Raw genomic sequence first — 13,583 nt, 5'->3', positions numbered from 1 at the left:
TCTAAAGCCCCCGTGTTTACAGCCGGCTTTTTTTGTGCTATAGTTTATATATGAAAAAGGCCGATGCTTTTACTCTGGTGCGTATTATTTTTGCTCCGATATTTTTCTTTTTGTATTTTATTCCGATTTGGACGGGGCTTTTTGTGCGCGTTTCGGCCTATGTGCTTTTACCGCTTTTAATGTGCGCCGAATTTACGGACTTTTTGGACGGATTTTACGCAAGAAAAGAAAATGCCGTAAGCGACTTCGGCAAACTTTTCGATCCTTTTGCGGACGTGTTTTTGCACATAACCGCCTTTTTGTGCTATGCGTTTTCGGGTTACATGCCGCTGTGGACATTGGTGCTGATTATGCACCGGGAACTCGGAATGCTTTTTTTGCGCCTGATTGCCGTTAAACGCGGCATAACCATCGGCGCAAAAGCCGGAGGAAAGATAAAGACCGTTTTGTACATAGCATCGGGCATGTTTTCGCTTGCTTTGGAAAGCGCCGTCCGTTGCGGTTTGGCTGAAAGTTTTCCGCTGCAAACGCTGAAGTACGCGGGCTTTGTGCTCTATGTATTGTGCGTCGTCTTTTCGTATGCATCGTTTATCGACTATGTCGTTTCGTTTAAGCGCTCGTTTTCCGTTAAAAAGGACTAAAAAGCCGTAAGAAGCGTAGGAAGAGTAAAAAAAAAGCTAAAAAAAGTAAAAAAAAGCTGCAGAGCGCTTGACACGAAATAGCCGGCTGTGATATATTCAACACACTCGCCGCTTGAGTAAAACGCTCGCGCGGCGCAGACTTTTTGCCGCCGTAGACGGCAAAAAAAGAGTAACTTGAAATACAAGGGAAGGAAAAGAAAGCTGCAGTAACGTGACGGTTACTGCAAATGCTACAAAGCCGGAAACGGTTTTGTAAGACAGCAAGAGGTTCAATAGTGCGGGTACGAAAGTATCCGGGTTGAAATAAACAAGGGCAGCCGTCTAAAGGACGGCACAGTCAATGCATCGGAAGTATTCTGCATAAAGCGGGGTACGGAAGGTGCAATCCTTGAAATAAAAGCAAGGGACGATTTGAAATGAAATCATTGGTCGCAAGACCTATGAATACAATCATGGAGAGTTTGATCCTGGCTCAGAACGAACGCTGGCGGCGCGTCTTAAACATGCAAGTCGAACGGCAAAAGAGGGGCTTGCCCCTTTTTGAGAGTGGCGGACTGGTGAGTAACACGTGGGTGACATACCTTTTAGTTGGGGATAGCTATTAGAAATAGTAGGTAATACCGAATGTGACCGTATTTATTAGAAGGATACGAGGAAAGGAGCTAAGGCTTCGCTAAAAGAATGGCTCGCGGCCCATTATGCTTGTTGGTGAGGTAACGGCCCACCAAGGCGATGATGGGTATCCGGCCTGAGAGGGTGAACGGACACATTGGGACTGAGATACGGCCCAGACTTCTACGGGAGGCAGCAGTTAAGAATATTCCGCAATGGACGAAAGTCTGACGGAGCGACGCCGCGTGGATGAAGAATGCCGAAAGGTTGTAAAATCCTTTTAAGCCTGATGAATAAGCACAATAGGGAATGATTGTGCGGTGACCGTAGGGCTTGAATAAGCACCGGCTAATTACGTGCCAGCAGCCGCGGTAACACGTAAGGTGCGAGCGTTGTTCGGAATTATTGGGCGTAAAGGGCATGTAGGCGGATAGGCAAGCTTGGTGTGAAATGTTACAGCTTAACTGTGAGACAGCATTGAGAACTGCCGATCTTGAATTACTGAAGGGTAACCAGAATTCCACGTGTAGGGGTGAAATCTGTAGATATGTGGAAGAATACCAATGGCGAAGGCAGGTTACCGGCAGATAATTGACGCTGAGGTGCGAAAGTGCGGGGAGCGAACAGGATTAGATACCCTGGTAGTCCGCACCGTAAACGATGTACACTAGGTGTCTGGCATAACAGCTGGGTGCCAAAGCAAACGTGATAAGTGTACCGCCTGGGGAGTATGCCCGCAAGGGTGAAACTCAAAGGAATTGACGGGGGCCCGCACAAGCGGTGGAGCATGTGGTTTAATTCGATGGTACGCGAGGAACCTTACCTGGGTTTGACATAGTATCTGATGCCGTAGAGATACGGCAGCGTAGCAATACGAGGTACAACAGGTGCTGCATGGCTGTCGTCAGCTCGTGCCGTGAGGTGTTGGGTTAAGTCCCGCAACGAGCGCAACCCCTACTGCCAGTTACTAACAGGTAAAGCTGAGGACTCTGGCGGAACTGCCGGTGACAAACCGGAGGAAGGTGGGGATGACGTCAAGTCATCATGGCCCTTATGTCCAGGGCTACACACGTGCTACAATGGTAGGAACAAAGTGAAGCGAAGCTGTAAAGCGGAGCAAAACGCAAAAAAGCTATCGTAGTTCGGATTGGAGTCTGAAACTCGACTCCATGAAGTTGGAATCGCTAGTAATCGCATATCAGCACGATGCGGTGAATACGTTCCCGGGCCTTGTACACACCGCCCGTCACACCATCCGAGTAGAGGGTACCCGAAGTCGGTAGTCTAACCGCAAGGAGGACGCTGCCGAAGGTATGCTTTGTAAGGAGGGTGAAGTCGTAACAAGGTAGTCGTACCGGAAGGTGCGGCTGGATCACCTCCTTTCTAAGAGAAAGGTCAAAAATGCTTCGCATTTTTGACGGTCAGTTTGCCTCCAGCAAACTGAGGTCAGAAGTGCGGATAAGCAGATAAAGTGTCAGATGTACAACACGGGCCTTTGTTTATACAACCTCTTGTGCTTTCTTTTCCTCCCTTTTATTTATATGACGGGACTGTAGCTCAGTTGGTTAGAGCACTTCTCTGATAAGGAAGGGGTCATAAGTTCAACTCTTATCAGTCCCATAAACGCTCCTTATTTGAGAAGCGTTTTAATCTGCCGGAAAGCCTGCGGGTTTGAGGCAAGCGCACATTGACAATGAAGGGAAGGAAGAAACGAAGGCGTATGGCGCGGAGCGGAAGGAAGAAAGCCGAGGAAGCTTGACCTGATCCTGAAGCGATGAGGCGTTATACGGAAAGCAAAAAAGATAATATGGTCAAGCGACAGAGGTTTATGGCGGATGCCTGGGAGCTGTGAGGCGAAGAAGGCCGTGGTAAGCTGCGAAAAGCCGGGAGGAGAAGCACACATTCCGTGATTCCCGGATAGCCGAATGGGGTAACCCGGCGACAGAGATGTCGTCATTACGATACCTGAATAAAATAGGGTAGTAAAGCCAGACTAAGTGAAGTGAACCATCTAAGTAACTTAAGGAAAAGAAATCAAGAAGAGGAGCGATCCTCCGGAGATTCCGAAAGTAGCGGCGAGCGAAATCGGAGGAGCCCAAACCCGGTTAAACGGGGGTTGTAGGGCCGCATGGGGATGACCCGAAGAGTTGGTGAGAAAACTTATTTATAGTGGAAAGGTTTGGGAAGGCCTGACAGAGAGGGTGAAATCCCCGTACACGAAATGAATAAGACTCTTTGATGCGGTACCTGAGTACGGCGGGGCACGAGGAACCTTGCCGGAAGCGGGGTCGACCACGATCCAAGGCTAAATACTCCACAGCTACCGATAGTGCAGCAGTACCGTGAGGGAAAGGCGAAAAGAACCCCTGCAAGGGGAGTGAAATAGAACCTGAAACCATAAACTAACAAGATGTTACGGCGCGAAAGCGTTGTAGCGTGCCTTTTGTAGAATGAACCTGCGAGTTATCTTATGCAGCGAGGTTAAGGGATGGGAGTCCCGGAGCCGAAGGGAAACCGAGTCTTAACAGGGCGAAATAAAGTTGCATGAGGTAGACCCGAAGCCAAGGTGATCTAGTCATGAGCAGGTTGAAGCAAGGGTAAAACCTTGTGGAGGACCGAACTATAATCTGTTAAAAAAGGTATGGATGACTTGTGACTCGGAGTGAAAGGCTAAACAAACCTGGAAATAGCTGGCTCTCCCCGAAATGCCTTTAGGGACAGCCTTATACAAATTTAGCGGAGGTAAAGCACTGGATGGACTAGGGGGCGTCACTGCCTACCAAACCCAATCAAACTCAGAATGCCGCAAAACAACGTATAGGAGTGAGACTGCGTGCGACAAGGTTCGTAGTCGAAAGGGAAACAGCCCGGACCAACAACTAAGGTCCCGAAATACCGCTAAGTGTAAAATGAAGTTTGGATGCACAGACAGCCAGGAGGTTGGCTTAGAAGCAGCCATTCCTTAAAAGAGTGCGTAATAGCTCACTGGTCGAGCATACAAGCGCAGATAATGTAACGGGGCTAAGCGGTATACCGAAGTTTTGGATCTAACACGTTTTGTGTTAGGTGGTAGGGGAGCATTCCATGAGCTGAAGAAGCAATACCCGTGAGGGGTTGTGGAGGTAGTGGAAGAGAGAATGCAGGCATAAGTAACGCAAAGACGGGTGAGATTCCCGTCCGCCGAAAACCTAAGGTTTCCTGGGTAAAGGCAATCTGCCCAGGGTAAGTCGGCCCCTAAGGCGAGGACGAAAGTCGTAGTCGATGGGAAATCGGTTCAAAATCCGATACCTCTATCAGTTTCGAGGGCAAGACGCATGAGGTGAAACCCGGCCGGAGAATGGTAGTTCCGGTCGAAGCAACGAGCTTTTGAGAGCGACAGGCAAATCCGTCGTTTGAGGTAAGTTGTGACAGCCAACGGAGAGAAAGTCGAAGTGAAGCGGGTGTAATCAAGGTGCCGGGAAATATTGTCTAAGGCTAGGCTGATAAAGACCGTACCGTAAACCGACACAGGTAGGAAGGATGAGAAATCTAAGGCGCACGAGAGAACTCGCGTTAAGGAACTCGGCAAAATGCACACGTAACTTCGGAAGAAGTGTGGCCCGATTCGGTAAAAGAAGAGGGTGGCACAGAGCAGGCCCAGGCGACTGTTTATCAAAAACACAGCCATCTGCTAATCAGCAATGAAACGTATAGGTGGTGACACCTGCCCGGTGCCGGAAGGTTAAGAGGAGATGTGAGGGGAGCCCCAAAGCATTGAATTGAAGCCCCGGTAAACGGCGGCCGTAACTATAACGGTCCTAAGGTAGCGAAATTCCTTGTCGGGTAAGTTCCGACCCGCACGAATGGTGTAACGATTCTGGGCACTGTCTCAACGCGAGACTCGGTGAAATTTATATACCGGTAAAGAAGCCGGTTACCCACAGTTAGACGGAAAGACCCCGTGAACCTTCACCGTAACTTACTATTGGGATTTTATTTATCATGTGTAGAATAGGTGGGAGACAATGAGGCGTGGTCGTTAGGCTGCGCGGAGTCGCAAAGTGAAATACCACTCTTGATGAATGAAATTTCTAACCTGTGCCGTGAAGCCGGTATAGGGACAATGGTAGGCAGGCGGTTTGACTGGGGCGGTCGCCTCCTAAAGAGTAACGGAGGTGCGCGAAGGTCTCCTCACTCTGGTTGGAAATCAGAGCGCGAGTGTAAAGGCACAAGGAGGCTTGACTGCGAGAGTGACAGCTCGAGCAGGTACGAAAGTAGGTCTTAGTGATCTGGCGGTAGCGAGTGGAAGCGCCGTCACTTAACGGATAAAAGGTACTCCGGGGATAACAGGCTGATCTTCCCCAAGAGTTCACATCGACGGGAAGGTTTGGCACCTCGATGTCGGCTCATCGCATCCTGGGGCTGGAGCAGGTCCCAAGGGTTTGGCTGTTCGCCAATTAAAGCGGTACGTGAGCTGGGTTCAGAACGTCGCGAGACAGTTCGGTCCCTATCTGCTGTGGGCGTTGGATGATTGAGAGGAGCTGCATTTAGTACGAGAGGACCGATGTGGACGAACCTCTGGTGTATCTGTTATTCTGCCAAGAGTAAGTGCAGAGTAGCTATGTTCGGAAGGGATAACCGCTGAAAGCATCTAAGTGGGAAGCCCACCTCAAGATAAATCATCCCTGAGGGTTTAACCCTCCTAAAGACTCCGGAGACACTATCCGGTCGATAGGTTGCAGGTGTAAGTACAGCAATGTATTCAGCCGAGCAATACTAATCAGTCGTGAGGCTTGACCATATTATCTTTTTTACTTACCAAACTATTCGTTTTTTCCTTTTCTTTTGTTTATTATGCCTGGTGGCCATAGTGGAGAGGTCATACCCGTTCCCATCCCGAACACGGAAGTCAAGCTCTCTTACGCCGATGATACTGCTTACGCGGGAAAGTAGGTTGCTGCCAGGCTTTTTTTTATTTTGAGCCGCGTATGGCGGCTCAAAATAAAAATACAGTCTAAAGAAGCCTATCAAGTTTGCTTACCTTTGCTTACAAACCCAACAGCCTTCTCTTGCAAACTTGGTGAGCACGCGCCCCGCGTGCGTCGGTTGCTGCCCAACCTTAGTCGGTATGTCGGGCTTTTTTATTTTAAAGTGCTCCGGCGAAGACAGTCCCCCTTTAAAATAAATTATGACCTAAAGAAAGCTATCAGTTTGCCCCTAAGAAATATCAAACGCATACTTCCTTTGCGCGGGCAAACTGCTGTTAAAACAGCCGTGAAAAACTTCAGCTTTTCACGGCTTTGCATGTATGCGAGTTTGACGCCTTGCGACAAACTCGATGCGTAACGGCAAAATGAATCGACTTTTGCCGTTACGCAGAGTGCTGCCAGGCTTTTTTTTATTTTGAGCCGCGTATGGCGGCTCAAAATAAAAATACAGTCTAAAGAAATCTATCAAGTTTGCTTAACCTTACCTACAAAACTCAACAGCCTTCCCGTGCAAACTTGGTTAGCACGCGCCTCGCGTGCGTCGGTTGCTGCCCTGTCGGGCATAAAATACAGTCTAAAGGAATCTATCAAGTTTGCTTACCTTTGCTTACAAACCCGCCAGCCTTCTCTTGCAAACTTGGTGAGCACGCTTGCGTGCGTCGGTTGCTGCCCGACTTTAGTCGGGTAAGCCAGGCTTTTTTTTATTTTGAGCCGCCATACGCGGCTCAAAATAAAAATACAGTCTAAAGAAGCCTAGCCAGTTTGCTTGCCTTACCTACAAAACCCAACAGCCTTCGCTTGCAAACTTGGTGAGCACGCGCCTCGCGTGCGTCGGTTGCTGCCCTGTCGGGCATAAAATACAGTCTAAAGGAATCTATCAAGTTTGCTTAACCTTACCTACAAAACCCAACAGCCTTCCCGTGCAAACTTGGTGAGCACGTTTGCATGCGTCGGTTGCTGCCGGGCGCTAGCCCGCGTGCGCATGTTGTACGTCTCAGGGCATAAAATACAGTCTAAGGAAACCTATCAAGTTTGCCCGTAAAGGATGTCTTATTCACACTTTTTTTGCACGGCAAACTGCTGTTAAAACGGCCGTGAAAAACTTCAGCTTTTCACGGCTTTGCATATATGCGAGTTTGACGCCGCATCGTCAAACTCGATGCGTAACGGCAAAATGAATCGACTTTTGCCGTTACGCAGACTGCTGCCCGACCTTAGTCGGTATGTCGGGCTTTTTTATTTTAAAGGGCTCCGGCGAAGACAGTCCCCTTTAAAATAAACTATGGCCTAAAGAAGCCTATCAAGTTTGCCTACCGTACCTACAAACCCAACAGCCTTCGCTTGCAAACTTGGTTAGTGGCAGGCGTATGATAACTTTTCTTTTGAAGACTGCAGAATCATGGAACAGTCAGAATCATGCAACTTGACCGTGCCGTATGAATATATTATCATAAAATATTGCCGGTAATTGTTCTTGTTAAAGAATATAATATAGATAAAGCCGTGTCGGGCATGCATTGTTTTTATGGGCTTTTACTTTCAGCAGGATGAGTGTGTCGGGAGTTGCAGAGGACATAAATGAACTATATAGTAAAATATTTTTGGTCATTGGGAATAATTCTTACTGGAGTAAATACTTTTATATTAAAATCAAGAATGCCCGCAATTGATTCACCTGAAGAATCTGCCGAACAGAAAAAAATTATTGCAGGATATTTTTCGTTTCTCGCGATTCCATGCTTGCTTTTGCAAATCTTTCAATTGTTGGGAAATTATCGAACCGCCTTATATATACTTTACAGGGATTTTTCAAATCCGTTTTATTGGTGCGGGGTTTGTTCCGTGCTGTTGAGCTATTTTGTCTTTTTATTTATTGCCGCATCTTATAAAAATATCGAGCGATACAGTCAACAACTTTTCAGAGCAAATCTGAAACGTAACACTCTTATTTTTATAATACTCGGAATAATCGTGTTCGCGGTAATAATTATATTCGGCTTTTCATCAACAATAAATATAAAAGAAAACGTTGAAAAAATCGTATAACGAATTTTTCAAACAAATACGGGAGAAAAAAATGAATAAAAAGCGCTTTTCAATTTGTATGTTAGCGATATTTTTTATGGTGTCCGTTTATGCACGTGAAAATATTGTATCCGTTTTTCAAGATTCAAAAAAAGAAACCGATCTATCGTCGTGTTTAAAAAACGGATTGATAAAGCTCGAAGTAAACTTAAACGAAGAAATTCCGGAAGAAAATCTTTCCGCGATACATTATATTTTAAAACATACCTACGAGAACAATATTCATAAAATGCGAGGGGAAGAAGACAATAAGGTGTATACAAAAGAAACCGGTGAAGAGGCCGTGTTCGACAAAGAAGGAAATCTTGTTACAAATGATTGGAATAAAGGCTCTTTTAATTACGGTTCATACGGCGAGCCTATACATAAATTTAAAGTCGATATATGGCCGTGGCTGATTTGGGGTAATACGAGAGAAGATCCGACAAGTTTTGATGAAAGATTTTACTACTACATCATGGATTTGGACAACGGTATTCAATCGTATATCTTTTTGGAAGATAAAACCGAAATCGAAAAAATAAACTACGCAAATCTGAATGAAACGGATAAATTGATATATAAATTTTTCAATTATTTGATTTTTAACAAATCATATACATTCGATTTATCGAAAAAAAATATAGCAAAGTATAAAAAAAGCGCTGATAATTATTGGAAATATCTGTCGCAATTATTAACTTTGTCGGGATATGAAAAATAAAAAAGCATATTTAATAAGGAATACAAAAAAAACGATACGCTTTCCATAATCATCAAAACAACTCCGTTTCATAAAAAAGATGCTTCCGGCAGTTTCGATTCTATTCTGAAAATTCCGGCTGATATTACATCAATCACGTTCGGCAAAAGAAGGCACGAAATTTGGAATAGAGCATCACCGTTTCATACCGGTAAATTGAAAATCGGCAGTGTATGTTCCTTCCGAAGATAAATATTTCTTATATGATGATTCAAAGGTTTATTTTAGAACGCCGATATACGGTCGTAAAGTAGTCAGCGGGTGGGAAATGAATAATAAAACCGGATTTATATTTTTTAACGACGGAACATGTTTGGATAAAAGTTTGTCCGATAAAGAAAGTGAATCTTTTTGCACATACACAGAAACCACCGGTATTATTCGATTGGCATTCCCCCTATTGCCGTCTCCTCAATATTTTTTACAAGACGGCAATAGGTTATTTTCGGGATTTTCATATTTATATAAATAAGTCGGTATAATAAACTGACCTGATTTTAAACTCGGCATGCCGGTGAAAAAGTAACCGACTTTTCAAGATGCCGACGAGTTGTAATTCGCCGTATTATTGCGAGTTACAACATCGCATTTTTAAAGTTAATAGTTCGTTTTTTGCGGCCGCGCCCGGATAACCCTTCTTTATAAGATTAAAAAAAGTGTAAAGAAGGAATTGTTTAAACGGCCGCAAATATTTATAATACGGCAACTGAATTATAAACGGAGGGCAAACAATGAATAAAATTCCGATCCTTACATATCTGAAAAATAAAAGAGATGTGTGAAAATATATGGAAAGAGAGTAAACATGGAAAACGGACCATCCCCTATGACGCCCATTGATTTATTAATGAAACTTTTCACATCCTAAACTCTTCGCCTAAATAGAGTTTGCGGGCGACGGGGGATTCGAGGATTTCTTCCGGGACGCCTTGCACGACAATTTGGCCGTTGCTTATGATGATGGAGCGGTCGGTGATTTCGAGCGTGTCGCGGACGTTGTGGTCGGTGATCAGCACGCCGATACCGCGTCGGGCAAGAAGGCGTACCATGGCTTTTATGTCGGCGACGGCGATGGGGTCGATGCCGGCAAAGGGTTCGTCCAAAAGCAAAATCTGCGGTTCGGTTGCCAATGCGCGTGCTATTTCCGTTCGGCGCCGCTCTCCTCCCGAGAGTGTGTATGCCGGCTGTTTTCGTATGCGGCCGATCGCAAACTCTTCTATAAGGTCTTCGAGTAAGGCGTGTTTTTGCTCTTCGGACAGGTCGCGTCGCGTTTCTATGATCGCCCATATGTTTTCTTCGACGGTGAGTTTGCGGAATACGGACGTTTCCTGCGGCAAATACGAAATGCCCAGCCGCGCCCGTTTGTACATGGGAAGGCGCGTGATGCAGCGGTCGTTTAAAAACACGTCGCCGGCGGTCGGCCGGTAAAAGCCGACAATCATGTAAAACGTAGTGGTTTTTCCCGCGCCGTTCGGCCCCAAAAGACCGAGCACTTCGCCGCTCGTCATCGAAAAATCGATGCCGCGCACAACTTCTTTTTTCCCGAAACTTTTATACAAGCCCGATACCGTCAGTTTGCTCATGTGCCGCTCTCCGAAGATGTTCCGCCGTTTTCTTTTTTGTCGATAACCGTGCCGCTGACTTTGCCGTCGAGCGTTATTTCTTTAGTATCCAAATTAAAGACGATTTCCTGTGCGCGGAAAACGTTGTCGCCTTCCGTTACCCGCGGCGAACCGCTCAATTCCAGCATTTGTATTTTTTTGCGGTAGACGGCAAAGGCGGACGTGCATACGGATTTTTCCTGCGTAATTTCAACATTGATTTGAATGAGGGCGGTTTCGGTTGCCTGATTGTATTCGACGTATTCGGCTTTTACGTGCACGTCGTTTTTTGTATCGTGCATCGCAACTGCGCCTTCCAAAACGGTGATTTTCGTTTCCCGGTCGTAGCGGAGCGAATTGCATGTAAAGGTAAAACCGCCTTCGGTGTCGGCGCCTTCCACGTTTTTTTCGGCGATTATACTGCGGTAATTGCTGCCGCTTAATTGAATCGAATCGGCTTTTATGTCCAGCGTGTTCGTTTGAATGCGGGCGCCGCCCTGCAAGCGCGTGTACTCATTGGTTTCGCTTGTGCTGCCGGTCATCGAAGATGCCGAAAAAACGATTGTGTCTTTTTCGGGCACCGGCGTACTCGATACCGCACTTTGAGTCGCACTTTGTGCCGTGCCCGGCAGTGCGAATGCAAAGAATAAAAGCGCTGCAAGTGCCGAAGCCTTCATTGTATTTCTCCGCTTACGCTTTCGCCGAAGGCGAACGACAAATCGTCTTTGCGCGCCGAAAATGCTTTTCCGCGTATCGTTATGAAGCTGCCGCTTTCGGTTTCAAGCGAAACGTTTACGGTATCGTCTTTGCCGCCGTCCAGTACGGACGTTTTTTCATTCCAGCGTAAACTGTCCGCCGTAATTTCGGCACGGTGCTGGAAACTTTTTATCCGTATGCCCGAAAAAAAACAGTACAGCTTGTTTTCTCTGTCGGCGGACAGCAGGGAACACGAGCCTGTCAGCGAGGGCTCGGAATTGTCGCCGTAGACGGCGAACGAAACGTTTTTGCCGTACAGAGAGTCGGCTCCCGTGTACTGTTCGATTTGTTCCGCTTCCATGCGCAGTTTTGTTTCGCCGCGTTCCACATGCGTGAAGCCCGCATCGTAAAACACGAATTCGGGACTGACGATTTGCGCTTGACTTGAGCGGCCGTAGTCGAGTGAACAGCCGCTTACGCATAAAAAGCATAGAGCGGCAAAGCACAAACCGACGGCGGCCGAACGAAGACAGAGCGCCGCACGAATGCGGTGCGGCACAGCGGACAGCGGGCGCATCATTTTTTTATCGCGGCGCCTATAAAGGCGGATACCAGCGGGTGCGGATTTGCCGGCCTCGATATGAATTCGGGATGGAACTGTACGCCGATGCCCCACGGATGGTTTTTCCATTCGAACGCTTCAACCTGACCGTCGGCTTTCGAATATGCACCGATCAGCAGATTGTGCGACTGCATGTCGCTGCTGTATTTGCGGTCGAAGGTGTATTTGCTGCGGTGGCGTTCGGTAACGGGCGTTTTGCCGTAGATTTTCGCGAGCTTTGAATCGGGAAGAATGTCGACGCTGCCGTTACCCAAAAGCATAATGCCGGCGGCGGTTAAGCCCGCTTGTTCTTCGGGCAGACTGATAACCGGATAATCCGAGTTTTGAACGAATTCGGTCGAGTCGGCGTCTTCCCAGCCCAAAATATTGCGCGCCGTTTCGATGGCCATAAGCTGCATGCCCAATCCTATGCCCAAAAACGGAATTTTATGTTCGCGCGCGTAGCGGATCGCCTGCAAAAGTCCCAAAAAACCGCGCTGGCCGTAATTGTCCGGCACGATAATACCGTCAACGCCTTTAAAATACTGAGCCGTGTCGGCGTTGCTTTCGAGCGTTTCGGCGTCTATCTTGCGTATTTCGAGTTCATAACCGTGCGCGCTGACCGCGGCATGAAACAGCGCTTCTCTAACCGATTTATAACAGTCGTCGAGGAAGGTTTTTTTGCCCAGCATGCCGATGCATACCTTGCCCTTCGGGCGGTTCAGCTTGTCTATAAACGAAGTCCACGCGCTTATGTCGGTTTTGCGCTTTTTCCATCCGAATTTGGATAAAATCTGTGCATCCAAGCCTTGGCGGTGAAATTCTATCGGCAGCTCGTAGATTGTTTTGTCTACGTCGATCGACGTAAAAACCGACGCTTTTTCGACGTTGCAAAACGATGCGATTTTTTTGCGCAAATCGTCGTCGAGCGGAACTTCGCTGCGGCATAAAAGAATATCCGGTTGTATGCCCAGTTGCTGCATGTTTTTTACCGAATGCTGGGTCGGCTTTGTTTTTAATTCGCCGCCGGTTATGATCGGAACCAGCGTTAAATGTACGCACAGGGCGTTTTCTTTTCCTTTTTCGCGTATGAGTTGGCGGGCGGCTTCGAGAAAGGGAATCGATTCGATGTCGCCGACCGTTCCGCCTATTTCGATAATAACGATATCGGCTTCGGTTTTTGCGCCGACAATCATGATTCTCCGCTTTATTTCGTCGGTTATGTGCGGAATAACCTGCACCGCGCGCCCGTTGTAGCGCCCGCTGCGTTCGTTTTTTATAACTTCTTCATAGATTTTGCCCGTCGTGATCGAATTTGAACGGCTTAATTCCACATTCACAAAGCGGGCGTAATTGCCCAAATTCAAATCGGTTTCGGCGCCGTCTGCGGTAACGTATACTTCACCGTGCTGGTACGGGTTCATGGTACCCGCGTCCACATTTATGTAAGGATCGCATTTCATCATGGCGATTTTTAAACCGCTGCATTCCAAAAGACTGCCGATGCTTGCCGCCGCAACGCCTTTTCCCAAGCTGGAGCACACTCCGCCGGTTACAAAGATAAATTTACTCATTCCGTAATTTTCACATCTCCGGGGCTTTTTGTCAACCGTTCTCAAATGGCATTTACTTTTTTTT

At 47.0% G+C, this 13,583-nt stretch carries 7 protein-coding genes, 1 tRNA gene and 3 rRNA genes; 7 read left to right on the top strand and 4 right to left on the bottom strand.

The window, feature by feature from the left end; genetic code table 11:
• Positions 1-50 precede the first annotated feature (50 nt).
• The 7 genes from pgsA to HMPREF9194_RS09380 all read left to right on the top strand — a co-directional run bounded on the left by pgsA (position 51) and on the right by HMPREF9194_RS09380 (position 9,008).
• Positions 51-641, top strand: a complete 591-nt coding sequence (pgsA, locus tag HMPREF9194_RS09415; protein ID WP_016526139.1) for a CDP-diacylglycerol--glycerol-3-phosphate 3-phosphatidyltransferase — start codon at positions 51-53, stop codon at positions 639-641.
• Between the two features lie 449 nt (positions 642-1,090).
• A 16S ribosomal RNA gene (locus HMPREF9194_RS09410) occupies positions 1,091-2,636 on the top strand.
• Between the two features lie 163 nt (positions 2,637-2,799).
• Positions 2,800-2,873 (top strand) — tRNA-Ile (locus HMPREF9194_RS09405).
• Positions 2,874-3,062: 189 nt separating this feature from the next.
• Positions 3,063-6,033: ribosomal RNA gene (locus HMPREF9194_RS09400) — 23S ribosomal RNA — on the top strand.
• A gap of 56 nt (positions 6,034-6,089) precedes the next feature.
• Positions 6,090-6,198 (top strand): 5S ribosomal RNA (gene rrf, locus HMPREF9194_RS09395).
• Together the 16S, 23S and 5S rRNA genes with 1 tRNA gene alongside form the textbook arrangement of a ribosomal RNA operon.
• A 1,600-nt stretch (positions 6,199-7,798) precedes the next feature.
• Entirely contained in the window at positions 7,799-8,266 is a 468-nt protein-coding gene (locus tag HMPREF9194_RS09385; protein ID WP_016526138.1) for a hypothetical protein, read from the top strand.
• A gap of 76 nt (positions 8,267-8,342) precedes the next feature.
• Positions 8,343-9,008 carry a hypothetical protein gene (locus tag HMPREF9194_RS09380; RefSeq protein WP_245540738.1) on the top strand — a complete coding sequence of 222 codons (666 nt, stop codon included), beginning with the start codon at positions 8,343-8,345 and terminating at the stop codon, positions 9,006-9,008.
• Positions 9,009-9,904: 896 nt separating this feature from the next.
• Here HMPREF9194_RS09380 and lptB read toward each other — a convergent pair.
• The 4 genes from lptB to HMPREF9194_RS09360 are packed head-to-tail and all read right to left on the bottom strand — an operon-like array spanning position 9,905 to position 13,519.
• The gene (gene lptB / locus HMPREF9194_RS09375; protein ID WP_016526135.1) at positions 9,905-10,630 is read right to left on the bottom strand and encodes an LPS export ABC transporter ATP-binding protein; all 726 of its coding nucleotides are present in this window, start codon (positions 10,628-10,630) and stop codon (positions 9,905-9,907) included.
• On the bottom strand, positions 10,627-11,325 hold the full coding sequence (locus HMPREF9194_RS09370; RefSeq protein WP_016526134.1) for an LptA/OstA family protein: 699 nt from the start codon (positions 11,323-11,325) through the stop codon (positions 10,627-10,629). The genes lptB and HMPREF9194_RS09370 overlap by 4 nt, the downstream gene beginning before the upstream one ends.
• Complete coding sequence (locus tag HMPREF9194_RS09365) at positions 11,322-11,924, bottom strand: hypothetical protein (RefSeq protein WP_016526133.1); 603 nt, start codon at positions 11,922-11,924, stop codon at positions 11,322-11,324. The genes HMPREF9194_RS09370 and HMPREF9194_RS09365 overlap by 4 nt, the downstream gene beginning before the upstream one ends.
• Complete coding sequence (locus HMPREF9194_RS09360) at positions 11,921-13,519, bottom strand: CTP synthase (RefSeq protein WP_016526132.1); 1,599 nt, start codon at positions 13,517-13,519, stop codon at positions 11,921-11,923. The genes HMPREF9194_RS09365 and HMPREF9194_RS09360 overlap by 4 nt, the downstream gene beginning before the upstream one ends.
• Positions 13,520-13,583: the final 64 nt, after the last annotated feature.

The organism is Treponema maltophilum ATCC 51939, assembly GCF_000413055.1.
In the GTDB taxonomy this organism is placed as follows: Bacteria; Spirochaetota; Spirochaetia; order Treponematales; family Treponemataceae; genus Treponema_C; species Treponema_C maltophilum.
Note: the sequence above shows the minus strand (reverse complement) of the source record. Positions and strands in the feature narration are given on the sequence as shown.

Excerpts from the sequence above, each read along its gene's own strand:
- pgsA (WP_016526139.1), top strand. The coding sequence starts at position 51 with ATGAAAAAGGCCGATGCTTTTACTCTGGTGCGTATTATTTTTGCTCCG.
- HMPREF9194_RS09385 (WP_016526138.1), top strand. The coding sequence starts at position 7,799 with ATGAACTATATAGTAAAATATTTTTGGTCATTGGGAATAATTCTTACT.
- HMPREF9194_RS09380 (WP_245540738.1), top strand. The coding sequence starts at position 8,343 with ATGGTGTCCGTTTATGCACGTGAAAATATTGTATCCGTTTTTCAAGAT.
- lptB (WP_016526135.1), bottom strand. The coding sequence starts at position 10,630 with ATGAGCAAACTGACGGTATCGGGCTTGTATAAAAGTTTCGGGAAAAAA.
- HMPREF9194_RS09370 (WP_016526134.1), bottom strand. The coding sequence starts at position 11,325 with ATGAAGGCTTCGGCACTTGCAGCGCTTTTATTCTTTGCATTCGCACTG.
- HMPREF9194_RS09365 (WP_016526133.1), bottom strand. The coding sequence starts at position 11,924 with ATGATGCGCCCGCTGTCCGCTGTGCCGCACCGCATTCGTGCGGCGCTC.
- HMPREF9194_RS09360 (WP_016526132.1), bottom strand. The coding sequence starts at position 13,519 with ATGAGTAAATTTATCTTTGTAACCGGCGGAGTGTGCTCCAGCTTGGGA.